Source organism: Ideonella oryzae (genome assembly GCF_024055665.1).
Lineage (GTDB): Bacteria > Pseudomonadota > Gammaproteobacteria > Burkholderiales > Burkholderiaceae_C > Ideonella > Ideonella oryzae.
Map to the genome: position 1 here is coordinate 292,405 of NZ_JAMXMC010000005.1, position 24,902 is coordinate 317,306.

Below are 24,902 nucleotides of genomic sequence, written 5' to 3' on the forward strand. Positions count from 1 at the left end.
GGGCGATTGGCACGGTTCTCCACCGTTGTCTGCAGATCCGATTCTCCAGAATCGTCTGACCAAATGCCGCTAAAGCGTTCGCCGCTCCCATGGTTGCCGAGTTGGACGACGCTCCCTTGATACGCAACCGAAAGTAGAACCACAGTGGCGAACGATTATCTCTTCACCTCCGAATCGGTTTCGGAAGGCCACCCCGACAAGGTCGCCGACCAGATCTCCGATGCCATCCTGGACGCCCTGCTGACGCAGGATCCCTACGCCCGCGTGGCCGCCGAGACGCTGACCAACACGGGTCTGGTGGTGCTGGCCGGTGAGATCACGGCCAAGGAGGGCACCAACGTCGACTACATCCAGGTCGCACGCGACACCATCAAGCGCATCGGCTACGACAACACCGAGTACGGCATCGACTACAAGGGCTGCGCGGTGCTGGTGGCCTACGACAAGCAGAGCGCCGACATCGCCCAGGGCGTGGACCGCGCCAGCGACGACTACCTGAACATCGGCGCCGGCGACCAGGGCCTGATGTTCGGCTACGCCTGCGACGAGACGCCCGAGCTGATGCCCGCGCCGATCTACTACGCCCACCGCGTGGTGGAGCGCCAGGCCCAGTTACGCAAAGACGGCCGCCTGCCCTTCCTGCGCCCGGACGCCAAGAGCCAGATCACGATGCGCTACGTGGACGGCAAGCCGCACTCGATCGACACCGTGGTGCTGTCCACCCAGCACAGCCCGGACCAGTCCGAGACCGCCACGAAGATGAAGGCCAGCTTCTACGAGGCCTGCATCGAGGAAATCATCAAGCCGGTGCTGCCGCAGGAATGGCTGCAGGACACCAAGTTCCTGATCAACCCGACCGGCCGCTTCGTCATCGGTGGCCCGCAGGGCGATTGTGGCCTGACCGGCCGCAAGATCATCGTCGACACCTACGGCGGCGCCTGCCCGCATGGCGGTGGCGCCTTCTCCGGCAAGGACCCGACCAAGGTGGACCGCTCGGCCGCCTACGCCGCGCGCTACGTGGCCAAGAACATCGTGGCCGCCGGCCTGGCCCGCCAGTGCCAGATCCAGGTGAGCTACGCCATCGGCGTGGCCCGCCCGATCAACATCACGGTCTACACCGAGGGCACCGGCCTGATCTCCGACGAGAAGATCGCCGCCCTGGTCCACGAGCAGTTCGACCTGCGGCCCAAGGGCATCATCCAGATGCTGGACCTGCAGCGCCCGATCTTCGCCAAGACCGCGGCCTATGGCCACTTCGGCCGCGAGGAGCCCGAGTTCACCTGGGAGCGCACCGACAAGGCCGCCGCCCTGCGCGCCGCGGCCGGGTTGTAAGCAGCCGCTGCCGGCCACCTTGCCCATGCAGGCCACCTTCGGGTGGCCTTTTTCATGCCCGAGGGACACAGCTGGTAGCACATGCGCCGTCCGCGGGCCCTTCAAGCAGGGGCAGGATGACCGAATTCCAGGCATCCCTGCCGCAACCCTGGAGGCATCCCATGCGCCCGTCCACCGATCCCGCCGCCTGGCTCGCAGAGGCCGATCCCTGCTCGGCACGAGAGGCCTGGGACCTGTTCGCCGCCGCCGCCACACTGCGCAATGTAGGCCTCTACCGTTGCCAGTCCACCTCCAATGGACGGACCGTGAGGCTGATGGCGGGCCATGTGCGCCAGGCCTTGGTGATGCGTGGCCCCTCTGGTCGCCAGCGCCTGCTGGACGCCCTCATCGCCTGGTGCCAGGCGCAGCTGCCCCAGGTGACACTGCCCGAGATCGTTCTCCAGCCGGGCTCCCTGTCCACGGCGTCTGGGTGGCAGGGCACAGCGCCTGTGCGGCAAGCCGGTGCCGCCACCCCGGGTATCGTCTTCAGGCCACCCGCGGCTTGACCTTGCTGGCCGCCAGCTTGGCCTGGGTCCGGGCCACCTCGATGTCGGCGTCGTGCACCAGGGCCACGCCCATGCGGCGCTTGGTGAAGCTTTCGGGCTTGCCGAAGAGGCGGATGTCGGAGTTGGGCACTTGCAGGGCCTCGGCCACGCCGTCGAAGACGATGCCTTGCGCGTCGACGCCGCCGTAGATCACCGCGCTGGCGCCGGGGCTCTTGAGCGAGGTGTCCACCGGCAGGCCCAGGATCGCGCGGGCGTGCAGCTCGAACTCGTTCTGCCACTGGGTGATCATCGTCACCATGCCGGTGTCGTGCGGGCGGGGGCTGACCTCGCTGAACCACACCATGTCGCCCTTGACGAAGAGCTCGACACCGAACAGGCCCTGGCCGCCCAGGTTGGCGGTGATGGTCTGGGCGATGTCGCGGGCCTTCTGCTGGGCCAGCGGGCTCATCGGATGCGGCTGCCAGCTCTCCACGTAGTCGCCGCTGACCTGCACATGGCCGATCGGGTCGCAGAAGTGGGTCTCGACCTGGCCCGAGGCGCCCACGGCGCGCACGGTCAGCTGGGTGATCTCGTAGTCGAAGTCGATGAAGCCCTCGACGATGATGCGACCGGTGGCCACGCGGCCGCCGGCCATGGCGTAGTCCCAGGCCTTCTGCACGTCGGCGGGCGAGTCGATCTTGCTCTGCCCCTTGCCGGAGCTGCTCATCACCGGCTTGACGATGCAGGGGTAGCCGATGGCAGGGTGGCCATCGCTGCCGTCGATGGCGGCCTGCAACTCGGCCATCGAATCGCAGAAGCGGTAGGGGCTGGTGGGCAGGTCCAGCTCTTCGGCGGCCAGGCGGCGGATGCCCTCGCGGTCCATGGTCAGGCGTGCGGCGCGGGCGGTGGGGATGCAGCGGATCTTGCCCTCGGCCTCCAGCGCCTCCAGCACCGGGGTGGCGATGGCCTCGATCTCGGGCACCACCAGGTCAGGCCGCTCGGCCTCGATCAGCGGACGCAGTTGCTCGGGATCGCTCATCGCGATGGTGCGGGCATGGTGGGCCACCTGCTGACCGGGGGCATTGTGGTACCGGTCCACCGCAATGGTTTCCACGCCCAGACGCTGCAGCGCAATCAGCACTTCCTTGCCGAGCTCGCCGGAGCCCAGCAGCATCACGCGGGTGGCAGACGGGGACAGCGGGGTACCCAGGGGGCGGACAGCCATGGCAGACCTCATGCATTGGTGGAGAAGGCCGATATTGTCACCAAGCGCGCTGACCGCAACCTTGGCCTCGACTTGACTTCGCTCAAGTCACACCCTGGTCAAAGTTTCATGATCAGTCCATTGCCCCCACCCAGAACACCATGGCACGACAACAACCCACCCCCGCTCCCGAAACCCCGGCCGCCATCGAAACCTCCGTTCCCCGCCAGCGCAAGACCCGCACCCCGGCCCCCGTGGCCGTGGCCGTGGGCAGCGTGCGGCCCAAGGCCAGCGCCCGCGCGCTGCAGAAGCTGGAGGTGGAGGCGGCCCGCGAGGCCGCCCAGGTGGTGCAGGCTGAAGTGGTGGGTGGGCTGCTGCAGACCGGCCTGTCGACCGACCCGCTGCGGGCCCTGCTGGACGGCGCCTCGCCCGATGACCTCAAGGCCCTGCGCCGCGAGATCAACGCGCGCCGCAAGCCGGCCCCCACCGGCATCGACCCCGACCTGGAGCTGGCCGTCGGCTGGCGCGAAGGCCACTATCCCTACAAGAACCTGCTCTCGCGCCGCAGCTACGAAGAGCAGAAGTACCGCCTGCAGGTGGAACTGCTGAAGCTGCAGGCCTGGGTCAAGGAGACCCGCCAGCGTGTGGTGATCATCTTCGAAGGCCGCGACGCGGCTGGCAAGGGCGGCACCATCAAGCGCTTCATGGAGCACCTGAACCCCCGCGGTGCCCGCGTGGTGGCACTGGAAAAGCCCAGCGAGGTGGAACAGGGTCAGTGGTACTTCCAGCGCTACATCCAGCACCTGCCCACCCGCGGCGAGATCGTGATGTTCGACCGCAGCTGGTACAATCGTTCTGGCGTCGAACGGGTGATGGGCTTCTGCTCCGACAACCAGTACCAGGAGTTCCTGCGACAGGCGCCGGAGTTCGAGCGCCAGCTGGTGCGCGACGGTGTGCACCTGTTCAAGTTCTGGTTCTCGGTCAGCCGCAGCGAGCAGCGCCGCCGCTTCAAGGAGCGCCAGCTGCACCCGCTCAAGCAGTGGAAGCTCAGCCCCATCGACATGGCCAGCCTGGACAAGTGGGACGACTACACCCGCGCCAAGGAGGCCATGTTCCTGCACTGCGACACCTCCGATGCGCCCTGGACGGTGATCAAGTCCGACTGCAAGAAGCGCGCGCGCCTGAACGCCATGCGCTACGTGCTGCACCGCCTGTCCTACGGCAAGAAGAGCCTGGAGGCCATCGGCCCGGTGGACCCGCTGATCGTGGGCCGCCCCTCGCTGGTGCCCAGTCTGAGCGAGGACCAACTGGCCACGATGGACAGCCAGGCCTGAGCGCCTCTCGCATCCTGACACGACAAAGCGGGCCCAAGTGCCCGCTTTGTCACATCTGGCGCCGGGCCGGAAGCTGCGCGCTGCGGCAGACCCACTGCTACACTGGCTGCCTGCTTCCGAGGAGCGTTGCAAGGCCCGTCGACTGACGGACCCCAGGCTCGGAACCCCTTCTTCTGCAACGGCGCTCACCCGCACTTCCTGGTGCCGCGGTGAGCCCTGGGCGAACGTCTGAACCGTTCGCCTCCCGGTCCTCCTTCGGTCCCGCGTGCGGGCTTGTCGAACCGATGGAGCAACCGATGAACGCTGCACTGCCCAAGACCGCCCTGGCCCCCGAACAGTACGTGGTGGCCGATCTCTCGCTGGCCGACTGGGGCCGCAAGGAACTGACCATTGCCGAGCACGAGATGCCCGCGCTGATGGCCATCCGCCAGGAATACGCCGCCAGCCAGCCCCTGAAGGGCGCGCGCATCACCGGCTCGCTGCACATGACCATCCAGACCGGTGTGCTGGTGGAAACGCTGCAGGCTCTGGGCGCCGAAGTGCGCTGGGCCTCCTGCAACATCTTCTCGACCCAGGACCACGCCGCCGCCGCGCTGGTGGCCGCCGGCACCCCGGTGTTCGCCTACAAGGGCGAGACGCTGGTGGACTACTGGGACTACACCCACCGCATCTTCGAGTTCGGCGCCAAGGGCACCACGGGCGAAGGCCCCAACATGATCCTGGACGATGGCGGCGACGCGACGCTGCTGATGCACCTGGGCCAGAAGGCCGAGAAGGACCTGTCCGTGCTGGCCAACCCTGCCAGCGAGGAAGAGCGCATCCTCTTCGCCGCGATCAAGGCCAAGCTGGCCGTGGACCCGACCTGGTACAGCCGCAAGTCGGCCGAGATCATCGGCGTGACCGAGGAGACCACCACCGGCGTGCACCGCCTCAACGAGATGAGCGCCAAGGGCACGCTGCTGTTCCGCGCCATCAACGTCAACGACTCGGTCACCAAGAGCAAGTTCGACAACCTGTACGGCTGCCGGGAATCGCTGGTGGACGGCATCAAGCGCGCCACCGACGTGATGGTGGCCGGCAAGATCGCCGTGGTCTGCGGCTACGGTGACGTGGGCAAGGGCTCGGCCCAGGCCCTGCGCGCGCTGAGCGCCCAGGTGTGGGTGACCGAAGTCGACCCGATCAACGCCCTGCAGGCCGCGATGGAAGGCTTCCGCGTGGTGACGATGGAATGGGCGGCTCCCCAAGCCGACATCTTCGTGACCACCACCGGCAACCGCGACGTGATCACCTTCGAGCACATGGCGGCGATGAAGAACAACGCCATCGTCTGCAACATCGGCCACTTCGACAACGAGATCCAGGTCGCCAAGCTGGAAGAGCAGTGCCAGTGGGAAGAGATCAAGCCCCAGGTGGACCATGTGATCTTCCCGGACGGCCACCGCATCATCCTGCTGGCCAAGGGCCGCCTGGTGAACCTGGGCTGCGCCACCGGCCACCCCAGCTATGTGATGAGCTCCAGCTTCGCCAACCAGACCCTGGCGCAGATCGAGCTGTTCACCCGCCCGAACGACTACGCCGCCGGCCAGGTCTATGTGCTGCCCAAGAAGCTCGACGAGAAGGTGGCCCGCCTGCAGCTGACCACGCTCAACGCCCAGCTGACCACGCTGACGCCCGAGCAGGCCGCCTACATCGGCGTCCCCGTCGAAGGCCCGTACAAGCCGGACAGCTACCGCTACTGAGCGGCCCCCGCACCCTCCTTGCCACCCCACCACCCCACCCCATGCGTCTCGACCAACGAATCCTTCAACTGGGCCTGGCCCCGACCCGCTCGGCGGCCCAGCGACTGATTGAGACCAAGGGGGTGCGCTGGCTCGGCCCGAAGGGCTGGGTGGTGCCCAGCAAGGCGGGTGAGGCCGTGCCCGAGGACGCCCAGGTCGAAGTCACACGCCAGGACGAATTGCGCTTCGTCTCGCGCGGCGGGCTGAAGCTCGAAGGCGCGCTGCAGGCCTGCGGCATCGACGTCAGCGGCCGCCACTGCCTGGACCTGGGCCAGAGCACGGGCGGCTTCACCGACGCACTGCTGCAGGCCGGGGCGGCCAGCGTGGTGGGTGTGGATGTGGGGCACGGCCAGCTCAGCGCCAAGCTGCGAACCGACCCGCGGGTGCGTGCCTACGAAGGCATCAACGCCCGCGATGTGGAGGGGAGCGTCTTTGCGGCCGAACAGGCGCCGCACAGCTTCAGCTTCGTCACCGCCGACCTGTCCTTCATCACCTCCACCCACGTGCTGCCGACCATGGTCGAGTATCTGGCGCCGGGCGGTGACCTGCTGCTGCTGGTCAAGCCACAGTTCGAGCTGCAGCCCGCGCAAATCGGCAAGGGCGGCATCGTGCGCGACCCCAAGCACTTCATTGAAGTGGAAAACCGCCTCTGGCAGGCCTGCAAGGCCCACGGCCTGAAGGTGCGCAAGTACTTTGAAAGCCCGATCAAGGGCGGCAACGGCAACACCGAGTTCTTTGTCTGGGCCCAACAGCCGGCCTGAGCCCTGCGAGCATTCCCATGACCCCCATCAGCCTGGAATTCTTCCCTCCCAAGACCCCTGAAGGCGTCACCAAGCTGGCCGCGGCCCGCCAGGCGCTGTACGCGCTGCGGCCCACCTTCTGCTCCGTGACCTACGGCGCGGGCGGCTCCACCCAGGACGGCACGCTGCAGACCGTGCAGGCCATCCTGGCCGAGGGCCATGCCGGCGCACCGCACTTCAGCTGCATCGGCGCCAGCGAGGACGCCATCCGCGCCCAACTGCAACGCTTCGCCGAGATGGGCGTGCAGCGCATCGTCGCACTGCGCGGCGACCTGCCCAGCGGCTACGGCGGCTTCGGCCAGTTCCGCTACGCCAGCGAGCTGGTGGCCTTCATCCGCGCGGAAACGGGCGACCGCTTCCATCTGGAGGTGGCCGCCTACCCCGAGATGCATCCCCAGGCCCGCAGCCCGCAGGCTGACCTGCAGGCCTTCGCGGCCAAGGTGGCCGCCGGCGCCAGCTCGGCCATCACCCAGTTCTTCTTCAACGCCGACGCCTACTTCCGCTTCGTGGAAGAGGCGCGGGCGCTGGGTGTGAACGTGCCCATCGTGCCGGGCATCATGCCGATCACCAATGCCAGCGGCATCCTGCGCTTCGCCGACAGCTGTGGCGCGGACATCCCCCGCTGGATTCGGCTGCGCCTGCAGAGCTTTGGCGACGACAGCGCCAGCATCAAGGCCTTTGGTCTGGAGGTGGTGGGCGCGCTGTGCGAGCGCCTGCGCGCCGGGGGCGCCCCGGGCCTGCACTTCTACACGATGAACCAGAGCGGTCCGACGCTGGCCCTCTGCCAGCAACTGGGCCTGGTGTCCTGAGCGTTGGGCGGGTGACCCAACAGACTGTTGCGCGGTGGCGTCACCCTCACCTCAGCGATCTGACTTGGATCAAGTCCATCGCGAGGTCCGACCCGCGGATGCAGGCAGCTTGCGCCGACTCAGCTTGACTTCGGCTACTTCACGTTGCAATAGCGCCAGACCAAACGAAATGGTCACCCCTTTGCAACCTGAAGAGAAGAGACGGAGTCCCCACATGCGCAAGCAACTGATCGCCCTGGCCGCCGTGGCCGCCCTGGCCCCCCAATTCGCCGCCGCCCAGGATTCTGGCAACTGGCTGGTGCGTGGTCGTGCGCTCTATCTGCAATCGGACAACGGTGGATCCACCACCCCGGACCTGAAGCTGTCGACCAACGACAAGGCTTTCCCGGAACTGGACATCAGCTACTTCTTCACGCCGAACATCGCGGCTGAGCTGATCCTGACCTATCCGCAGTACCAGGAAATCAAGTCGGACGGCGTCAAGATCGGCGCTTTCCGCCACCTGCCCCCGACCCTGACCGCCCAGTACCACTTCACCAACTTCCAGGGCTTCCGCCCCTACGTCGGTGCCGGTATCAACTACACCAGCATCACCCAAGTCCACTGGACCAACGCCGATGTGGCGGCCCTGAAGCCCAGCATCTCCGACAACAGCTTCGGCTGGGCGGTGCAGGCCGGTGTGGACATCCCGGTCGGCAACGGCTGGCTGGTGAACCTGGACGTCAAGAAGGTCAAGATCGGCGTGGACGTCAAGGTCGATGGCACCAAGATCGGCGACTTCAACGTCGACCCGCTGCTGTTCAGCGTGGGTGTCGGCTACCGCTTCTGATGAAGCCGGGGCCCCTCGCGGGGCTCCTTTCGAGGGTCCATGTTTTGAGGGGCTGCCGCAGGGCAGCCCCTTTTTTCATGGCCGGCGCACTGCAGCGCGACGATGCCGCCAGGCGCAGATTGCAGTCAGTCCTCGCCGCGCTGCCAGTGCACGCCCTCGTCGGTGAGGATGGCGTCCAGCGGGATGTCGTGCGGTTCGGCCTGCAGCCAGGGCACGTAGCCGTGGGTGTAGCCCACTCCGGCCGTGACCGGGCGGGGCTGCAGCGCCGCCAGGGTGCGGTCGTAGAAGCCGCCGCCGTAGCCCAGGCGCACACCGCCAGGGCCGTAGCCCACGCAGGGCACCAGCAGCAGTTCAGGGTGAAAGGCCTCGGTGTCCTTGGGCTTGGGAATGCCGTAGGCATCCTCTTCCATCGGACAGCCTGGATACCAGACGTGGAAGGTCAGCTGCTTGGTCTCGCGGTTGATCACCGGCAGGCCGATGCGGCGTTCCTCACCCGCCTCGGCCGCTTCGCTCCAGCGGTAGAGCGCCGGCAGCGCATCGAACTCGCCCTTGATCGGCCAGTAGGCGCCGATCGTCTTCTCGGGCCGGCTGATCAGCCAGACCATCAGCACCTCCTGGAGGTGCGCGGCCCGCTGGTGGCGATCCAGCAAGGCCATGCGCTCGGCCTGCAGCTGCTTGCGCAGCACGGCCTTGTCGCGCGAGGGTTCGAGGTTGAGCTTGAACGGCAGGGTCATGGCGTGGGGCGGGTCACCGTCAACAACACGCCTCGATTGTGCGCCCACTGTGTGCGCTGACACCGCCGGCCCTGGGCCATGCCCGGGCAAGCCACTCAGGCGGCCGACAGATCCCCCGCCCAGGCCTGCAGCCGACGGGCTGCGCGCTCGAGCTGGCCCGCCAGCAGCCGCGCTCCGGCACGCAGCACCGCCCGCACCCCGTGCAGGCGAGCGGGCACCTGCCAGACCAGCACCGGCGCACGCCCCGGCGCCCAGGGCTCCAGCGTGATGCGGTCGCCCGCCGCCAAGCGCAGGCGATCGCCCGCGGCCAACACATGGTCGGCCAGATCGCCGTCCCGGGTCAGCCACACGCGGCCGGTGGCCACCAGCAGTTCGCCTGCCTGCCCCGCCCGACCGCGCCAGACGCCATCAAGGCTCATCGTGGAATGCAGCTTCATCATCAATCTCCTCAAAGGTGGCAGTTCCCAGAACCTGTCCACAGCCCGTATCTTCGGCTTGTCGACGTCGAAGATCCAATGACGAGTACGCCCTGGATTGATACCATCCGCGCATGAATCATCTGAGCCACCGCCCCCTGACCCTGGACTGCCTGCGCAGCTTCGAGGCGGTGGCCCGGCGCCTGAGCTTCAGTGCCGCGGCCGAGGAGATGCACCTCACGCAGCCCGCCATCAGCCGCCAGATCAAAGGCCTGGAACAGGAACTGGGCGCCCCACTGTTCACCCGCGGCACCCGCAAGGTCGAACTCACCGCCGCTGGCCAGGCCCTGCTGCGCACCGTGGCCCCGCTGCTGACCCGGCTGGACGTCACCGTCCGGCAGATCCGCCTGGCCCGCTCGCGCCACCAGGTGAGCCTGACCACCTTCCCCTCCTTCGCCTCGCTGTGGCTGATGCCGCGACTGGTGGAGTTCGAGCGTGCCCACCCCACGGTGGACATCCGCATCTCGGCCTCCGACCGGTTGGTGGACGAGGACGACCCGGAGCTGGACCTGGCATTGCGCCAGTGCCGGCCGGAACGGGCGCCGGCCTCGGCCATCCGGCTGTTCGGCGAGGTGCTCAGCCCCGTCATCGGCGCGGGCCTGGCCGCGGCCGTGGCCCGGGGCGATGCCCCCCCGCTGAAGCAGCCTGCCGACCTGGCCCAGCACACCTTGCTGGAGATGGACGACGGCAGTGCCCACTCCAGCGCCCTGGCCTGGCCGGCCTGGCTGGCCGCCCAGGGCCTGGACCGGCTGCAGCCCAAGCGCTGGTTCAGCACCAACTACACCCACCAGCAGATGCAGGCGGCCCTGGCCGGCCAGGGCGTGGCCCTGGCACGGCTGGCCCTGGTGCATGACGGGCTGGCGCGGGGGGAACTGGTGGAGCCCTTCGGCCCGGCCTGCCGGCTCTGGAGCCAGCACGATTACTGGCTGGTGCCCTTGGGCGGCAGCCAGCCCCCGCGGCCCGAGCAGCAGGCCTTCACCCGCTGGGTGCTGGACCAAGCGGCCGCCACCCGCCAGGCCATTGGCGACCACGCCGACCCCGACAGCCTGGCCCACGCCGACTGAACCAGCCATGACGGCCGCGCATGGCGGCGATGCAGGGAATTCACCCCGGCCGCGTGGGCGGGCCCGTAGCATGCGGCCATCCCATCCCGAGGTCGCCTCATGCAGCTCTACATCGGCAACAAGAACTACTCGTCCTGGTCCATGCGCCCCTGGGTGCTGATGACCCACTTCGGCCTGCCCTTCGAGGAGGCCCTGGTCCGCTTCGACAGCTTCGACCCCGGCTCGCGCTTCAAGACCGTGGTTGGCGCCCTGGCGCCCACCGGCAAGGTGCCGCTGCTGGTGGAGGGCGATCTGATCGTCTGGGACTCGCTGGCCATTGCCGAGACCCTGGCCGAGCGCTTCCCGCAGCACCCGCTGTGGCCCGCCGACCCAGCCGCCCGGGCCCGCGCCCGCAGCCTGTGCGCCGAGATGCACAGCGGCTTTGGCGCCCTGCGCAACGCCTGCCCGATGAACATCGAGGCCAGCCTGCCCGAGGTGGGCGCCCAGGTGCTGCGCGAACAGCCGGCTGTGGCCGCCGACCTGGCCCGCCTGCAAACCATGTGGACCGAAGCCCTGGCCGCCAGCGGCGGGCCTTTCCTGTTCGGCGACTTCGGCATCGTCGACGCCTACTACGCCCCAGTGGTGGCCCGGCTGCGCAGCTACGCCCTGCCGGTCAGCCCGGCCGTGCAGGCCTACATGGACCGCATCTGGGCCAGCCCGGGCGTGGCGGCCTGGGTGGCCCAGGCCTTGGTGGAGCGGGATTTCCTGGGCTTCGAGGAGCCCTACCGCCGGGCCCCGGCCGCCTGAACACCAGGCGGCCCGACGCTCCCCAGAACACCCGATGGGGGCCGGGTTGTCCCTCGGGTGCGCGGCGGGGCTGCGGTACAGTGCTTGAACGATGCGCTCCTTCCTGTTCCGCCCCCTGGCCGCCCTCACCCTGGGCCTGCTGGCCGGCGCGGCCGGCCTGCTGCCCGCCGCCTCGGCCCAGGACCTGGACGACACCCTGATCCGACAGGCCAAGGAGGCCTTCCAGAAGCGCGACAAGGACCGGCTCTCCGCGCTGAAGACCGCGGCACAGGACGCCCGCTATCCTCTGACGCCCTGGATCGACTACTGGGATCTGAACAGCCGGCTCAGCGAAGTCTCCGCCCCCGAGGTCGAGGCCTTCTACGCCCGCTGGCCCGGCAGCTATGTGGAAGACCGGCTGCGTAACGACTGGCTGCTGGAACTCGGTCGACGCCGCGACTGGGCCGGCGTGGCGCGCGAATACCCGCGCTTTCGCATGGACGACGACCGCGAGGTCACCTGCTATGCCCTGGTCGCGGCGCAGCAGTCCGGCCAGCCCGTCACCGACGCGGCCCGCAAGGCCTGGATGGCCCAGAAGGAAGCCGACAACGGCTGCCAGCTGCTGGCCCAGACCCTGCTCGACGCCCGCCAGTTCAGCGACACCGATGTCTGGCGCAAGCTGCGCCAGGCGGTGGAGGCCAACCGGCAGAAGCAGGCCCGCGCCGTGGCCGGCCTGCTGGGCGACGGTGTGGCCAAGCCGCTGGCCGAGATCTTCGACAACCCCGCCCGCTACCTGGCCCGCAAGGCCGGCAGCGGCAACCGGCGCGAGGACGGCCTGACCGCCTTGGCCCTGGCCCGTCTGGCCGCCGGTGATCCGGCCATGGCCGCCAAGCAACTGGAAGACCGCTGGAGCCAGCACCTGGATGCGGAGGCCGCCGCCTGGGCCTGGGCCGTCACCGCCCGACAGGCCGCCTTCGCCCTGATGCCCGAGGCCCTGGACTGGACCCAGAAGGCCTGGGGCCGCCTGAAGAAGCGCGAGGCCCGCGACCCGGACTGGAGCGACGACACCCTGGCCTGGCAGGCCCGCGCCTGGCTGCGCCTGGGCAGTGGCGAGGAGCGCTGGAACGGCGTGCTGCGCTGCATCGACGCCATGGGCGTGGACGAGCGCAACAACGCGGTGTGGCAGTACTGGCGGGCCCGCGCCCTGCTGGCGCTGGCCAAGCCCGGGGCAGCCGGCGAGGCCCAGCGCCAGGACGGCCAGGCCCTGTTGCAGGCGCTGGCGCCACAGCTGGGCTACTACGGCCAGCTGGCCGCCGAGGACCTGGGCAGCCTCCAACCCCTGCCGCCCCGCCCCGCGGCCCTGAGCCCTACCGAGCGCGACGCGATGCGCCGCCACCCCGGCCTGCAGCGCGCGCTGACCCTGTTCGGCATCGGCATGCGCTCCGAAGCGGTGCGCGAATGGAATTTCTCGCTCATCGGCCTGAGTGACCGCGAGCTGCTGTCGGCCGCCCAGCTGGCCTGCGAACGCGAGATCTGGGACCGCTGCATCAACAGCAGCGAGAAGACCCGCGCCGAATTCGACCTGGCGCAACGCTTTCCCACCCCGCACAGCGACGAGTTGCTGCCCCGGGCGCGCGAGATCGGCCTGGACGCGGCCTACGCCTACGGTCTGGTGCGGCAGGAATCGCGCTTCATCACCGATGCCCGCTCCGGCGTGGGCGCCAGCGGCCTGATGCAGGTGATGCCTGCCACCGCCAAGTGGACAGCCAAGAAGATCGGCATGGGCGACTACAAGCCCACCATGCTGGCCGACCGCTCGGTCAACCTCAAGCTGGGCACCGCCTACCTCAAGCTGGTGCTGGACGACATGGACGGCTCGCAGGCCCTGGCCGCGGCGGCCTACAACGCCGGGCCCAACCGCCCGCGGCGCTGGCGCGACGGCCCGGCGCTGGAACCGGCGATGTGGGTGGAGAACATCCCATTCAACGAAACCCGGGATTACGTCAAGAAGGTGCTGTCCAACGCCACCTACTATGCCGGCCTGATGGGCGGAAAGCCCGCGTCGCTGAAGGCCCGGCTGGGTCCCAGCATCGGGCCGCGCAACACGCCGGTTCCGGCCCTGGACGCGGACCTGCCCTGACCTCCTGGCCCCTGGCTTGCTTCAGGCCTGACATGACCTTGCGATCGGTGCTCATTCTTGGCGGCAGCGGCTTTGTCGGCCGCGCCCTGTGCGAAACCCTGGTGGACCGCTGGGAGGCCGGGCCACGCCTGCGCGTGCCCACCCGCCGGCTGGCCAACGCCCAGGTGGTGCAGCCCCTGCCCCTGGTGGACGTGCTGCAGGCCGACGTGCATGACGACGCCCAGCTCGACCGCCTGCTGGCCGGCTGCGACGCGGTGGTCAACCTGGTGGCCATCCTGCATGGCAGCGAAGCCGCCTTCGAACAGGTGCATGTGGCCCTGCCGCGCCGACTGGCCGCCGCCTGCCGGCGCCAAGGCGTGCGCCGCCTCGTCCATATCAGCGCGCTGGGCGCCGACCCGGCCGGCCCCTCGCGCTACCTGCGCAGCAAGGGCCGCGGCGAAGCCGCGCTGCGCGAGGCCGAGCTGGACCTGACGCTGCTGCGGCCCTCGGTCATCTTCGGTGCCAACGACCGCTTCCTCAACCTCTTCGCCCAGCTGCAGGCCCTGTTCCCCGTCCTGCCCCTGGCCGGGGCGGACGCCCGCTTCCAGCCGGTGTGGGTGGACGACGTGGCCGCGGCCATCGCCGCCTGTCTGGAACGGCCGGACACCATCGGCCAGGTCTACGAATGCGCCGGCCCCGAGGTGAAGACCCTGGCCGAGCTGGTGCGGCTGGCTGGCGAGGCCAGCGGCCACCCCCGCCCCATCCTGCCCCTGCCTGGCCCGCTGGCCACGCTGCAGGCCCTGGCCATGGAATTCGCCCCGGGCAAGACGCTGATGAGCCGGGACAACCTGGCCTCGATGACCGTGCCCAATGTGGCCACCGGCCAGCACCCCGGCCTGGCGGACCTGGGCATTGCCCCCAGCCCGCTGCTGGCCGTGGTGCCGGGCTATCTGCAGCCCGGGCAGCGCTGTGCCCGGCTGGACAGCTGGCGTGCGCGCCACCGCTGAACGCTGATCGGACCAGGACCCTTATGAAAGCCTATGTCGTCGGCGGCGCGGTGCGCGATGCCCTGCTCCAGCGGCCAGTGAACGACCGCGACTGGGTGGTGGTGGGCGCCACGCCCGAAGACATGCTGGCCGCCGGCTACACCCCGGTGGGCAAGGACTTCCCGGTCTTCCTGCACCCGCAGACGCACGAGGAATACGCCCTGGCCCGCACCGAGCGCAAGACCGCGCCGGGTTACCACGGCTTCGTCTTCCACGCCGCGCCGGACGTGACGCTGGAGCAGGACCTGCAGCGTCGTGACCTGACCATCAACGCCATCGCCCGCGCCGAGGACGGCTCGCTGATCGACCCCTGCGGCGGCCAGCGCGATCTGGCCGCCCAAGTGCTGCGCCATGTCAGCGCCGCCTTCGCCGAGGACCCGGTGCGCATCCTGCGCCTGGCCCGCTTCGCTGCCCGCTTCCCCGATTTCTCCGTCGCGCCCGAGACCCTGGCCCTGATGCGCCAGATGGTCGACGCCGGCGAGGTGGATGCCCTGGTGCCCGAGCGCGTCTGGCAGGAGCTGGCCACTGGCCTGATGGAGGTGCGGCCCAGCCGCATGCTGGAGGTGCTGCGCGACTGCGGCGCCCTGGCCCGGCTGCTGCCCGAGGTGGACCGGCTCTGGGGCGTGCCCCAGCGCGCCGAGTTCCACCCCGAGGTGGACACCGGCGCCCACCTGCTGCTGGTGCTGGACCAGGCCGCGCACCTGCAGGCGCCGCTCGCCACCCGCTTTGCCGCGCTGTGCCACGACCTGGGCAAGGGCACGACCCCGCCCGAAGAGTGGCCCCGCCACATCGCCCATGAGGCGCGCAGCGAGCGCCTGACCCGCGAACTGTGCAGCCGGCTGAAGCCGCCCAGCGAATGCAGCGAGCTGGCCCTGGTGGTCGCGCGCGAGCACACCCACATCCACCAGGCCGCCACCTTCGGCGCCGCCGCGGTGCTGCGTCTGCTGGAACGCTGCGACGCCTTTCGCCGGCCGGAACGCTTCGAGCTGGCCCTGCTGGCCTGCGAGGCCGATGCCCGCGGCCGCCTGGGCCTGGAACACGCCGACTACCCCAGCGCGCCGTTGCTGCGCCAGGCCTTGCAGGCCGGGCTGGACGTGAACACCGCCCAGGTGGCGGCCGAAGCCCAGGCCCGCGGCGCCAAGGGCCCGCAGATCGGCGATGCCATCCACATGGCGCGCGCCAACGCGGTGGCCATGGCCATCTGAGCTGGTTCTCCGCAGGAAGTGTGGAACTCCGCACTTTCCGGTGCATCCATGTGACACTGGGTTTGCTGGCGCTCGATCCGCCAGGCCTTGCTGCCAGACCCCGTCGGCATCACCTGCTGCGCGGGGTCTGTTGTTTTCCGCCTCACAAAGGACCTCTCCCGATGCCCGTGTTCCGGCACCGCCCCAGCATCACCCCGCTGCTGGGCGTCACCCTCTTGTGCGCATTCACCTCCCTGACCGCCTCCGCCATGGAAGGCATGTGGACCCTGGACAACCTGCCCAAGGCCACCCTGGCCCAGAAATACGGGTTCACCCCCGACGACGCCTGGGTGAACAAGGTGATGCACTCGGCGGCCCGCATGGCCAGCGGCTGCTCCACCTCCTTCGTCTCGGCCGGCGGCCTGGTGCTGACCAACCACCACTGCGTGGACAGCTGCCTGGGTGACCTCTCCCGCCCTGGCCAGGACCTGCGCCGGAGTGGCTTCATCGCCCAACGGCCCGAGGAGGAACGCCAGTGCCCCGGCATGGAGCTCAACCGGCTGGAGCAGATCACCGACGTGAGCGCGGCCTTTGCCCAGGCCACGGCGGGCAAGACCGGCCAGGCCTACACCGAGGCCGCCAACGCCACCCGCGCCCGCCTGGAGTCGGCCTGTGTCAACGGCCAGGACGCCACCGTTCGCTGTGACGTGGTCACGCTCTACCAGGGCGGAGCCCGCCACCTCTACCGCTACCACCGCTACCAGGACGTGCGACTGGCCTTCGCGCCGGAGGTGTCCATCGGTGCCTTCGGCGGCGACCCGGACAACTTCGACTTTCCCCGCTACGACCTGGACATGGGCCTGCTGCGCGTGTACGAGAACGGCCGGCCCGCCGCCACGCCCGAGTTCTTCCCGCTCAACCCGCACGGCCCGGAGGCCGGCGAGCTGGTGATCACGGCCGGCAACCCCGGCAGCACCCAGCGTCTGCTGACCGTGGCCCAGCTGGAAACCCTGCGCGACGTGGACCTGCCCGGTCGCCTGTTGCGCGAGGCCGAGCAACGCGGCCTGCTGAACCAGTACGGCAGCGAAGGCACCGAGCAGAACCGTCTGGCGCAAAAGACCCTGCGCTGGATCGAGAACGGCTTCAAGGTGCAATACGGCCAGCTGGAAACCCTGCGCGACGCCGAGGTGATGGCCCGCAAGCGCAGCGAGGAAGCTGCGCTGCGCCAGTTCGCCGCCAGTCGGCCGGAACTGAAGGACACGCTGGGCGCCTGGGACGACATCGCCCGCGCCACCCGGGTCTACCGCGAGATCCAAGCCCACCTGAGCTACACCGAAGGTGCCCAAGGCTACTGGACGGACTACTACGGCTGGGCCCGCACGCTGGTGCGTGCGGCGGCCGAACGCAGCAAGCCCAGCGGCGAGCGCCTGCCGGAGTTTGCCGACGCCGCCCTGCTGGCCACCCAGCGCCATCTGCTCGCGCCCCGGCCGGTCGATCCCGCCTTCGAAAAGGTGAAGCTGGCCTGGTCGCTGGCCCAGATGCGCCAGTGGCTGGGCGCGGACGATCCGCTGGTGCGCCAGGTGCTGGGACGCCAGTCACCGCAGACGCTGGCCTCGGCGCTGGTGGATGGCACGACGCTGGGGGACCCCAAGGTGCGCCAGGCCCTGTGGGACGGGGGCGCGGCAGCCATTGCCGCCTCCCAGGACCCCTTCATCCGCCTGGCCCTGGCCACCGATGCCGAAGCCCGCGCCCTGCGGGCCCGCCACGAGAACGAGGTCAAGGCAGTGGAGACCCGCGCGGCCGAGCAAATCGCCCGCGTGCGCTTTGCCCGCACCGGCACCTCGGTCTACCCGGACGCCACTTTCTCGCTGCGCCTGAGCTTCGGCGAGATCCAGGGCTTCAAGAAGAACGGCCAGCCCGTGGCTCCGTTCACCGAGATCGGCGGCACCTTCGCCCGTGCCACCGGCGAAGACCCGTTCGCCCTGCCCCAGAGCTGGCTGAGCGCCCAGAAGGCCCTCAACCCGGCGCAGCGCTTCAACATGGTCAGCACCAACGACATCATCGGCGGCAACTCGGGCAGCCCGCTGATCAACCGCCGCGGTGAGCTGGTGGGCCTGATCTTCGACGGCAACCTGGGTTCGCTGGGCGGCGCCTACTGGTACGACGAAGCCGACAACCGTGCGGTCAGCGTGCATGCCGGCGCCATCCTGGAGACCCTGGACAAGGTCTACCACGCCAACCGGCTGGTGAGCGAACTGAAGGCTGGCGCCGTCCACTGACGGTGCCCGGGGCGGGCGTGCGGAACGCCTGCCCCGCCTTCAGGCCGAGGGCCTCAGATCAGCAGCCCGATCACGCTGGCGATCAGCCCCAGCACCACGCTGCTGGCCAGCGGCAGGAAGAGTTCACGGCCGAACAGGCGCAGGCGGATGTCGCCCGGCAGGCGGCCCAGGCCGATCTTCTGCAGCCATTCGCCGGCGCGGTTGAAGATCAGCAGGGCGATCAGGAAGACCAGCATCCAGCGCATCGGGTTCTTCCTTCAGAGGCGGTGGGTGCGGTCACCCTCGGTGAAGCCGATGGGGTCCAGGTCCAGCCCCGGCGCACCCAGGGCGATCACCTTGAACAGCTCGCCCATCTCGTGCTCGTCCACCAGCTTGAGCGCCATGGTCTTGGTCTTCAGGTCGGCGCCAGCCATCAGATCCAGCAGGCCGCAGTTGAAGAGGAAGCGGGCCTGGCTGGTGTAGCCCAGCACCTGCAGCCCGGCGTCCTGCGCGGCCAGCGCGATGCCGGTGAAGTTCACATGGGCGGTGATGTCCTTCTCGCCCGGGCGGTCCAGCGGGTCCGGGTCGGCCCGGTGGGCGGCGTGGCACATCAGCGTGCCCTGGTGGCGCTGCGGGTGGTAGTACTCGGCCTCCGGGAAACCGTAGTCGATGAAGAAGGCTGCACCGGCCTTCAGGTGGCCCGCCAGGCTGCGCACGAAGGCCTCGGCCTGGGGGTGGATTTCCGTGACCGTGCCGGGCAGCACCGGGCCGTCGAAGGGGATGGCGAGTTCGGTGGGCCGGTCGGCAAAGACCAGCCGGCCCTCGTGCCAGACCACGCCACGCTCCAGCCACTGCGTGCCATCGTCGCTGCGCACCAGCAGTTGCACCGGCATCGCGTCCAGCACCTCGTTGCCCAGCACCACGCCGTGCAGCTCGGCGGGCCAGGCGTCCAGCCAGCGCACCGTGTCGCCAAAGCGGGCCAGGCGCTGGGCCTGGCGCTCGCGCAGCGTGCCCGAGAGGTCCATGATGCTGTAATGGTCCAGCGCCACGCCGGCGGCGGCCAGGGCGTCCAGCACCTGCTCGGCCAGCGCGCCGGAGCCGGCGCCGAACTCGAAAATGTCACGCGTGCCGCTGGCCTGCAGGGCCTGCGCCACCTGCAGTGCCAGCGCGCGGCCGAACAGCGGCGACAATTCGGGGGCGGTGACGAAATCACTGCCGCTCTCGGGCAGCCAGCCGAACTTGCGGCTGGCATTGGCGTAATAGCCCAGGCCCGGGGCGTACAGGGCCTCGGCCATGTAGCGGTCGAAGGGCAGCCAGCCCCCTTCGGCTTCGATGACCGCACGCAGACGCGCGGTCAGGGCCGCCGATACACTGTCGGGTTCGCTTGTTGGCATCGCGAGATTGTAGGTTTGGCATGTCGTCATCCCCGTCCACCCCGCCGCAGTTCCCCTCTTCTCACCGTCCGGTCGCCCTGGTGACCGGCGCGGCGCGGCGCATCGGCCGCCAGATCGCGCTGGAACTGGCCGCCCACGGCCATGACGTGGCGGTGCATTGCCGGCATTCGCGCGAGGAGGCCGAGGCCACCGCCACCGAGCTGCGGGCGCTGGGCGCCCACGCCGCCGTGGTGGTCGCCGATCTGGCCGACGAGGCCGCCTGCCGCGCCCTGCTGCCCCAGGTGCTGGACCACTTCGGCCGGCTGGACGCGGTGGTCAACAACGCCTCGCTGTTCGAATACGACAGCGCCCAGACCTGCGATGGCGCCCACCTGGCGCGCCACTGGCAGGCCAACACCGCCGCCCCGATCTGGCTGGCCCAGGCCCTGGCCGCCCATGTGGCCAAGCGCGATGGCCAGGGCTGCGTGGTGAACCTGCTGGACCAGAAGCTCTGGAACCCGAACCCCGACTACTTCTCGTACACCCTGAGCAAGGCCGCGCTGCGCGAGGCCACCGTGCTGCTGGCCCAGGCCCTGGCGCCGCGGGTGCGGGTGGCCGGTGTGGCACCCGGCGTGACACTGCTGTCGGGCCCCATGTCCGCCGAGGAATACGCCCAGGCCCACCGCATGACGCCGCTGGAGCGCTCCTCCACGCCGGAAGACGTCGCCCGTGCAGTCCGCTTCCTGATCGAATCCCCCGCCATCACCGGCACCACGCTGATCGTGGATGGTGGCCAGCATCTGGCGGCCCAGGGTCGCGACGTGCTGTTCCTGGCTCGCCAGGCGCCCACAGGCCCGGCCGCCCACCCACCGAAAGAATGACCATGCACTCCGCCCTGTCCCACCCCAGCCTGCGCGACTGCCGCCGGCTTTTCCTGCGCAACTACGAGGTGCGCATCAACATCGGCGTGCACGATTTCGAGAAGCGCGGCGAGCAGCGGGTGCTGATCAACGTGGACCTCTACATCCCGCTGGCCCAGTCCACCCCCACGCGCGATGCGCTGGAAGAAGTGGTCGATTACGACTTCATGCGCCGCACCATCGCCGAGCGGGTGGCCCTGGGCCACATCCACCTGCAGGAAACGCTGTGCGACGACGTGCTGGCCCGCATGCTGGCCCACCCCAAGGTGCGCGCCGCCCGGGTCTCGACCGAGAAGCCCGATGTCTACCCCGATTGCGATGCCGTGGGCTGCGAAGTCTTCGGCCTGAAGGACCCCGCCTGATGAACGCCGTGAACGAGACCACCGCCCCTGCACTGAGCGAGGCCGAGGCGGCCGCCGCCGAGGAGGCCCGCAAGGCCAAGAAGCACGCCTTCGAGATGAACAAGCTCAGCAAGCGCCTGCACCGCCAGGTGGGCCAGGCCATCGCCGACTTCGCCATGATCGAAGAAGGCGACAAGGTCATGGTCTGCCTGTCGGGTGGCAAGGACAGCTACTCGATGCTGGACATCCTGATGAACCTGCAGAAGCGCGCCCCGATCCGCTTCGAGCTGGTGGCGGTCAACCTGGACCAGAAGCAGCCGGGCTTCCCGGCCGATGTGCTGCCCAACTACCTGAAGGGCGTGGGCGTGCCCTTCCACATCGAGACGCAGGACACCTACTCCATCGTCAAGAAGCACATCCCGGAAGGGCAGACCATGTGCAGCCTGTGCTCGCGGCTGCGCCGGGGCATCCTCTACCGGGTGGCGCGGGAGCTGGGCTGCAACAAGATCGCGCTGGGCCACCACCGCGACGACATGGTCGTCACCCTGCTGATGAACATGTTCTTCGGCAGCCGCATGAAGGGCATGCCGCCCAAGCTGGTGAGCGACAACGGCGAGTTCGTCGTCATCCGCCCGCTGGCCTATGTGGCCGAGACCGACCTGGAAACCTGGGCCGCGCACCGCGAATTCCCCATCATCCCCTGCAGCCTGTGCGGCAACCAGGAGAACCTGCAGCGAGTGCTGACCAAGAAGATGATCCGCGAGTGGGACAAGCAGTACCCCGGCCGCATCGACAACATGTTCACCGCGATGGGCAACATCACGCTCTCGCACATGATGGACCGGAACCTCTACCCCTTCGCCAGCCTCCAACCGACGGGCCGGCCCGATCCGCAGGGCGACAAGGCCTTCGACGAGGACGACGACTGCGGCACGCCGGCCCAACCCGCAGTCCAGACCATCCGGCTGGACAAGCTCTGAGCCAGCGCCACAATCGTCCTGTTCCATGAACAGGAGCAACACACGATGCGCGCGATGGATGTCTGCCGCCGGCTCGGCCGCCCGGCGGTGATGCTGGGCCTGCTGGCCACGCTGGGCCTGGGCGGCTGTGCCGCCTTCAACACCATGAACGTCGAGGTCAGCAGCTTCGGCAGCTGGCCGGCCGAGCGCCACGTCGGCACCTACGCCTTCGACCGCCTGCCCTCGCAGCAGGCCAAGGCCGAGGACCAGCAGAACCTCGAGGACATGGCCCGCCCGGCCCTGGAAGACGCCGGCTTCACCGCCGCCGCCGAGGGCCAGAAGCCCGATGTGCTGGTGCAGATCGGCGCCCGCTGGGACCGCGCCGACCGCTCGCCCTGGGACGACCCGCTGTGGATGCACCCCTGGGGCCCGCGCTGGCGCATGACGCCCTGGGCCGGCCCGGGTTGGGGCTGGGGCTACTACCAGCCCGAATACACCCGCGAGGTGGCGGTGCTCATCCGCGACCGCGAGAGCGGGGCCGCGCTTTACGAGTCGCGCGCCAGCACCAATGGCAGCACCACCGGCGGACGCAGCCTGTTCGAGGCCATGTTCCTGGCCGCGATGAAGGAATTCCCGGCGGTGGACGGCAAGCCGCACGCGGTGAACGTGACCCTGCCCTGAACCCGCCGGACCCCGCCCGGCGGCGGGGTCGCCAGCGCCGATAATTCCTGCTTCGCCATCCCCGTCGGATGGCCCGGACAAGGAATTTCCTTCATGGCGCTGAACGTCGTCATCATGGCCGCGGGCAAGGGCACCCGCATGCGCTCGGCCCGGCCCAAGGTGCTGCACACCCTGGCCGGCCAAAGCCTGCTGCAGCATGTGCTGCAGCGCGCCGCGGCCCTGCAGCCGCAACGCACCCTGGTCATCACCGGCCACGAGGCCGGGCAAGTCGAGCGCCATGTGAGCGCCACGGCCCCCGAGGTGCGCTGCGTGCGCCAGCAGCCCCAGCTGGGCACCGGCCACGCGGTGCTGCAGGCCAGCCCGTCGCTGGATGTGAGCGCCGGCACCACCCTGATCCTCAACGGCGATGTGCCGCTGATCGAGCCGGCCACCGCCCAGGCGCTGGCTGCGGCCTGTGGCGGCGAGCGCCTGGCCCTGCTGACGGTGACGCTGGACGACCCGACGGGCTATGGCCGCATCGTGCGCAGTGCCGACGGCACGCAGGTTCAGGCCATCGTCGAGCACAAGGACGCCAACGAAGCCCAGCGTGCGATCCGCGAGGTCTACACCGGCATGATGGCCGCGCCCACCGCCGCGCTGCAGCGCTGGGTGGCTGCCCTGAAGAACGACAACGCCCAGCAGGAGTACTACCTGACCGACATCGTCGCGATGGCGGTGGCCGAGGGCGTGCCGGTGGTGGCGGCCAGCGCGGCCGACGAGACCGAGGTGCTGGGCGTGAACAGCCCGGCCCAGCTGGCCGACCTGGAGCGCCGCCTGCAGCGCCGCCAGGCCCAGGCCCTGCTGGAGGCCGGCGTGCGCCTGGCCGACCCGGCCCGCTTCGACCAGCGCGGTGCGCTGACCTGCGGGCAGGATGTGGAGATCGACGTCAACTGCCTCTTCGAAGGCACGGTGAGCCTGGGCGATGGCGTGCGGGTGGGAGCGAACTGCGTGATCCGCAATGCCACGATCGCCGCCGGCGCGGTGATCCACTCCTTCACCCACATCGACGGCGAACAGGCTGGCGTCAGCGTGGGCGAAGGCGCGCTGATCGGCCCCTTCGCCCGGCTGCGTCCCGGCGCGGTGCTGGGCCGCGAGGTGCACATCGGCAACTTCGTCGAGGTCAAGAACAGCACGCTGGCCGACGGCGCCAAGGCCAACCACCTGGCCTACCTGGGCGACGCGACGGTGGGCGAGCGGGTCAACTACGGCGCCGGCAGCATCACCGCCAACTACGACGGCGCCAACAAGCACCGCACGGTGATCGAGGCCGACGTGCATGTGGGCAGCAACTGCGTGCTGATCGCCCCGGTCACCCTGGGCGAAGGCGGCACCATCGGTGGCGGCTCCACCATCAGCAAGGACACGCCGCCAGGCCAGCTCACCGTGGCCCGGGCCCGTCAGGTCAGCCTGGGTGGCTGGACCCGGCCGAAGAAGGCCCCGAAGCCCTGAGCCGCTGCGTGAAGGCCGCCCGGGCGGCCTGACGTTCCGGCGCCAGGGCCCGGGCACCGTCGCGCTGCCGCTGGCGTTCCCGCCAGGCCGCCATCAGGGCGCGGGCCTCGTCGTCGGGCCGGGCCGGCAGCTTCCAGTAGGCCGAGCAGTCGGATTCACGCGCCAGCAGCCGGTGGTTCACCAGCTCGCGCCGCAGCGTCACGTGGTCGCCGAAGGTGTTGGCGGCCTTCAGCACCGTGTTGACCTCGGCCTCGGTGTAGCTGCGCCGGGGCTCGAAGCGGGCCCACAGCGGCCACAGGATGAGGCGCTGCACGCTGTACTTGGCCGGCCAGCGCTGCAGGCGGCCGGCGGTGTCGAACTGCAGCAGCGCGCGCCGGGCGGCATCGCTCAGGGGCGCGGGGGCCACTTCCACCGGCGCGGGGTCCGCAGGCGGAGTATCCGCGGCGATCGCTGGCACCCCCTGTGGCGCGCCAGCCTGCAAGGCCTGCAGGTTGCGGTAGCCCGCGGCGCGGGCGATCTGGTTCAGGAACTGGAGATGGCTGGGCGGCGTGGCGCTGTCGGCCAGGACGCGCGCGAGTTGGCGCGCGAAGGACGACAGGTCGGCGATGACCAGCGGGGTCGGGGTACGGGCCATGAAAGCGGCTCCTCGTGCGGGCCACGGCGGGCAGACCACGCGCACGCACGCGCGGCCGGGGGTCGTCGGCTTGCCGGTTCCCACCGCAGCCTGCCGGGCCACAGGGCCGAGGCGGACACACGTGAGCGACTCAGGATCAGGGCAGGTTTAGCTCGCGGAAGGACCGCGCGACGACGCCTGGGTGAACTGCCGACCGGCCATCAGTCTAGCCGAATCGGCCTATCCCCGGTCGCAGGTGCCGCCGGGCCGA

24 protein-coding genes and 1 riboswitch are annotated in these 24,902 nt (G+C 69.6%); of the genes, 18 read left to right on the top strand and 6 right to left on the bottom strand.

Features of this window, described 5'->3' with window-relative positions; translation table 11 throughout:
- The first annotated feature begins 144 nt into the window (after window positions 1–144).
- Both metK and M0L44_RS10260 read left to right on the top strand, forming a co-directional pair.
- Window positions 145–1,332 carry a methionine adenosyltransferase gene (metK, locus tag M0L44_RS10255; RefSeq protein ID WP_252769625.1) on the top strand — a complete coding sequence of 396 codons (1,188 nt, stop codon included), beginning with the start codon at window positions 145–147 and terminating at the stop codon, window positions 1,330–1,332.
- Window positions 1,333–1,493: 161 nt separating this feature from the next.
- Entirely contained in the window at window positions 1,494–1,877 is a 384-nt protein-coding gene (locus tag M0L44_RS10260) for a hypothetical protein (RefSeq protein ID WP_252769626.1), read from the top strand.
- Here the strand turns inward: M0L44_RS10260 and purT are convergent.
- Entirely contained in the window at window positions 1,858–3,081 is a 1,224-nt protein-coding gene (gene purT / locus M0L44_RS10265; protein ID WP_252769627.1) for a formate-dependent phosphoribosylglycinamide formyltransferase, read from the bottom strand. The genes M0L44_RS10260 and purT overlap by 20 nt on opposite strands.
- Window positions 3,082–3,221: 140 nt before the next feature.
- Between purT and ppk2 the strand changes: the two genes are divergently transcribed.
- The 5 genes from ppk2 to M0L44_RS10290 all read left to right on the top strand — a co-directional run bounded on the left by ppk2 (window position 3,222) and on the right by M0L44_RS10290 (window position 8,610).
- Window positions 3,222–4,394, top strand: coding sequence for a polyphosphate kinase 2 (gene ppk2 / locus M0L44_RS10270; protein ID WP_252769628.1), 1,173 nt, complete (start codon window positions 3,222–3,224; stop codon window positions 4,392–4,394).
- A 112-nt stretch (window positions 4,395–4,506) separates the two neighbouring features.
- A riboswitch (S-adenosyl-L-homocysteine riboswitch) is annotated at window positions 4,507–4,588 on the top strand.
- Between the two features lie 102 nt (window positions 4,589–4,690).
- Window positions 4,691–6,133 carry an adenosylhomocysteinase gene (gene ahcY, locus M0L44_RS10275; protein WP_252769629.1) on the top strand — a complete coding sequence of 481 codons (1,443 nt, stop codon included), beginning with the start codon at window positions 4,691–4,693 and terminating at the stop codon, window positions 6,131–6,133.
- Between the two features lie 41 nt (window positions 6,134–6,174).
- Entirely contained in the window at window positions 6,175–6,933 is a 759-nt protein-coding gene (locus tag M0L44_RS10280) for a TlyA family RNA methyltransferase (RefSeq protein ID WP_252769630.1), read from the top strand.
- 17 nt (window positions 6,934–6,950) lie between these two features.
- Complete coding sequence (gene metF / locus M0L44_RS10285; protein WP_252769631.1) at window positions 6,951–7,781, top strand: methylenetetrahydrofolate reductase [NAD(P)H]; 831 nt, start codon at window positions 6,951–6,953, stop codon at window positions 7,779–7,781.
- A gap of 214 nt (window positions 7,782–7,995) precedes the next feature.
- Window positions 7,996–8,610 carry an OmpW/AlkL family protein gene (locus tag M0L44_RS10290; RefSeq protein WP_252769632.1) on the top strand — a complete coding sequence of 205 codons (615 nt, stop codon included), beginning with the start codon at window positions 7,996–7,998 and terminating at the stop codon, window positions 8,608–8,610.
- Window positions 8,611–8,735: 125 nt separating this feature from the next.
- Here M0L44_RS10290 and M0L44_RS10295 read toward each other — a convergent pair whose 3' ends face one another.
- Both M0L44_RS10295 and M0L44_RS10300 read right to left on the bottom strand, forming a co-directional pair.
- Window positions 8,736–9,344, bottom strand: coding sequence for a 5-formyltetrahydrofolate cyclo-ligase (locus tag M0L44_RS10295; RefSeq protein WP_022980784.1), 609 nt, complete (start codon window positions 9,342–9,344; stop codon window positions 8,736–8,738).
- A gap of 95 nt (window positions 9,345–9,439) precedes the next feature.
- Window positions 9,440–9,781 carry a DUF2917 domain-containing protein gene (locus M0L44_RS10300; protein WP_252769633.1) on the bottom strand — a complete coding sequence of 114 codons (342 nt, stop codon included), beginning with the start codon at window positions 9,779–9,781 and terminating at the stop codon, window positions 9,440–9,442.
- A 113-nt stretch (window positions 9,782–9,894) separates the two neighbouring features.
- Here M0L44_RS10300 and M0L44_RS10305 point away from each other — a divergent pair, with 113 nt between their 5' ends.
- From M0L44_RS10305 to M0L44_RS10330, 6 genes are all read left to right on the top strand, one after another.
- Entirely contained in the window at window positions 9,895–10,884 is a 990-nt protein-coding gene (locus tag M0L44_RS10305) for a LysR family transcriptional regulator (protein WP_252769634.1), read from the top strand.
- Window positions 10,885–10,983: 99 nt separating this feature from the next.
- The gene (locus tag M0L44_RS10310) at window positions 10,984–11,670 is read left to right on the top strand and encodes a glutathione S-transferase family protein (RefSeq protein ID WP_252769635.1); all 687 of its coding nucleotides are present in this window, start codon (window positions 10,984–10,986) and stop codon (window positions 11,668–11,670) included.
- Between the two features lie 91 nt (window positions 11,671–11,761).
- Entirely contained in the window at window positions 11,762–13,789 is a 2,028-nt protein-coding gene (locus tag M0L44_RS10315) for a lytic transglycosylase domain-containing protein (RefSeq protein WP_252769636.1), read from the top strand.
- A gap of 38 nt (window positions 13,790–13,827) precedes the next feature.
- Complete coding sequence (locus M0L44_RS10320) at window positions 13,828–14,775, top strand: complex I NDUFA9 subunit family protein (protein ID WP_252769715.1); 948 nt, start codon at window positions 13,828–13,830, stop codon at window positions 14,773–14,775.
- Window positions 14,776–14,798: 23 nt separating this feature from the next.
- Window positions 14,799–16,019: a multifunctional CCA addition/repair protein gene (locus M0L44_RS10325; RefSeq protein WP_252769637.1), complete on the top strand. Its 1,221-nt coding sequence runs from the start codon at window positions 14,799–14,801 to the stop codon at window positions 16,017–16,019.
- 161 nt (window positions 16,020–16,180) lie between these two features.
- Window positions 16,181–18,277, top strand: a complete 2,097-nt coding sequence (locus M0L44_RS10330; protein ID WP_252769638.1) for a S46 family peptidase — start codon at window positions 16,181–16,183, stop codon at window positions 18,275–18,277.
- Window positions 18,278–18,330: 53 nt separating this feature from the next.
- On the opposite strand, the gene M0L44_RS10335 is transcribed toward M0L44_RS10330, so the two are convergent.
- Together M0L44_RS10335 and M0L44_RS10340 are read right to left on the bottom strand one after the other, a co-directional pair.
- Complete coding sequence (locus M0L44_RS10335; protein ID WP_022982149.1) at window positions 18,331–18,522, bottom strand: DUF2905 domain-containing protein; 192 nt, start codon at window positions 18,520–18,522, stop codon at window positions 18,331–18,333.
- A 12-nt stretch (window positions 18,523–18,534) separates the two neighbouring features.
- Window positions 18,535–19,650 (bottom strand): class I SAM-dependent methyltransferase, encoded by a 1,116-nt coding sequence (locus tag M0L44_RS10340; protein ID WP_252769639.1) that lies wholly within the window; start codon window positions 19,648–19,650, stop codon window positions 18,535–18,537.
- 20 nt (window positions 19,651–19,670) lie between these two features.
- Here M0L44_RS10340 and M0L44_RS10345 point away from each other — a divergent pair, with 20 nt between their 5' ends.
- From M0L44_RS10345 to glmU, 5 genes are all read left to right on the top strand, one after another.
- The gene (locus M0L44_RS10345; protein WP_252769640.1) at window positions 19,671–20,510 is read left to right on the top strand and encodes an SDR family oxidoreductase; all 840 of its coding nucleotides are present in this window, start codon (window positions 19,671–19,673) and stop codon (window positions 20,508–20,510) included.
- 2 nt (window positions 20,511–20,512) lie between these two features.
- A complete protein-coding gene (locus M0L44_RS10350) occupies window positions 20,513–20,911 on the top strand; it encodes a dihydroneopterin aldolase (RefSeq protein WP_252769641.1) in 399 nt (132 codons plus the stop codon).
- 8 nt (window positions 20,912–20,919) lie between these two features.
- Complete coding sequence (gene ttcA / locus M0L44_RS10355) at window positions 20,920–21,870, top strand: tRNA 2-thiocytidine(32) synthetase TtcA (RefSeq protein WP_435526409.1); 951 nt, start codon at window positions 20,920–20,922, stop codon at window positions 21,868–21,870.
- Between the two features lie 45 nt (window positions 21,871–21,915).
- Window positions 21,916–22,530, top strand: coding sequence for a DUF4136 domain-containing protein (locus tag M0L44_RS10360; RefSeq protein ID WP_252769643.1), 615 nt, complete (start codon window positions 21,916–21,918; stop codon window positions 22,528–22,530).
- 93 nt (window positions 22,531–22,623) lie between these two features.
- A complete protein-coding gene (glmU, locus tag M0L44_RS10365; protein ID WP_252769644.1) occupies window positions 22,624–24,018 on the top strand; it encodes a bifunctional UDP-N-acetylglucosamine diphosphorylase/glucosamine-1-phosphate N-acetyltransferase GlmU in 1,395 nt (464 codons plus the stop codon).
- Here the strand turns inward: glmU and M0L44_RS10370 are convergent.
- Complete coding sequence (locus M0L44_RS10370) at window positions 23,972–24,652, bottom strand: DUF2087 domain-containing protein (protein ID WP_252769645.1); 681 nt, start codon at window positions 24,650–24,652, stop codon at window positions 23,972–23,974. The genes glmU and M0L44_RS10370 overlap by 47 nt on opposite strands.
- Between the last annotated feature and the right edge of the window lie 250 nt (window positions 24,653–24,902).

Excerpts from the sequence above, each read along its gene's own strand:
- M0L44_RS10260 (WP_252769626.1), top strand. The coding sequence starts at position 1,494 with ATGCGCCCGTCCACCGATCCCGCCGCCTGGCTCGCAGAGGCCGATCCC.
- purT (WP_252769627.1), bottom strand. The coding sequence starts at position 3,081 with ATGGCTGTCCGCCCCCTGGGTACCCCGCTGTCCCCGTCTGCCACCCGC.
- ppk2 (WP_252769628.1), top strand. The coding sequence starts at position 3,222 with ATGGCACGACAACAACCCACCCCCGCTCCCGAAACCCCGGCCGCCATC.
- ahcY (WP_252769629.1), top strand. The coding sequence starts at position 4,691 with ATGAACGCTGCACTGCCCAAGACCGCCCTGGCCCCCGAACAGTACGTG.
- M0L44_RS10280 (WP_252769630.1), top strand. The coding sequence starts at position 6,175 with ATGCGTCTCGACCAACGAATCCTTCAACTGGGCCTGGCCCCGACCCGC.
- metF (WP_252769631.1), top strand. The coding sequence starts at position 6,951 with ATGACCCCCATCAGCCTGGAATTCTTCCCTCCCAAGACCCCTGAAGGC.
- M0L44_RS10290 (WP_252769632.1), top strand. The coding sequence starts at position 7,996 with ATGCGCAAGCAACTGATCGCCCTGGCCGCCGTGGCCGCCCTGGCCCCC.
- M0L44_RS10295 (WP_022980784.1), bottom strand. The coding sequence starts at position 9,344 with ATGACCCTGCCGTTCAAGCTCAACCTCGAACCCTCGCGCGACAAGGCC.
- M0L44_RS10300 (WP_252769633.1), bottom strand. The coding sequence starts at position 9,781 with ATGAAGCTGCATTCCACGATGAGCCTTGATGGCGTCTGGCGCGGTCGG.
- M0L44_RS10305 (WP_252769634.1), top strand. The coding sequence starts at position 9,895 with ATGAATCATCTGAGCCACCGCCCCCTGACCCTGGACTGCCTGCGCAGC.
- M0L44_RS10310 (WP_252769635.1), top strand. The coding sequence starts at position 10,984 with ATGCAGCTCTACATCGGCAACAAGAACTACTCGTCCTGGTCCATGCGC.
- M0L44_RS10315 (WP_252769636.1), top strand. The coding sequence starts at position 11,762 with ATGCGCTCCTTCCTGTTCCGCCCCCTGGCCGCCCTCACCCTGGGCCTG.
- M0L44_RS10325 (WP_252769637.1), top strand. The coding sequence starts at position 14,799 with ATGAAAGCCTATGTCGTCGGCGGCGCGGTGCGCGATGCCCTGCTCCAG.
- M0L44_RS10330 (WP_252769638.1), top strand. The coding sequence starts at position 16,181 with ATGCCCGTGTTCCGGCACCGCCCCAGCATCACCCCGCTGCTGGGCGTC.
- M0L44_RS10335 (WP_022982149.1), bottom strand. The coding sequence starts at position 18,522 with ATGCGCTGGATGCTGGTCTTCCTGATCGCCCTGCTGATCTTCAACCGC.
- M0L44_RS10340 (WP_252769639.1), bottom strand. The coding sequence starts at position 19,650 with ATGCCAACAAGCGAACCCGACAGTGTATCGGCGGCCCTGACCGCGCGT.
- M0L44_RS10345 (WP_252769640.1), top strand. The coding sequence starts at position 19,671 with ATGTCGTCATCCCCGTCCACCCCGCCGCAGTTCCCCTCTTCTCACCGT.
- M0L44_RS10350 (WP_252769641.1), top strand. The coding sequence starts at position 20,513 with ATGCACTCCGCCCTGTCCCACCCCAGCCTGCGCGACTGCCGCCGGCTT.
- M0L44_RS10360 (WP_252769643.1), top strand. The coding sequence starts at position 21,916 with ATGCGCGCGATGGATGTCTGCCGCCGGCTCGGCCGCCCGGCGGTGATG.
- glmU (WP_252769644.1), top strand. The coding sequence starts at position 22,624 with ATGGCGCTGAACGTCGTCATCATGGCCGCGGGCAAGGGCACCCGCATG.
- M0L44_RS10370 (WP_252769645.1), bottom strand. The coding sequence starts at position 24,652 with ATGGCCCGTACCCCGACCCCGCTGGTCATCGCCGACCTGTCGTCCTTC.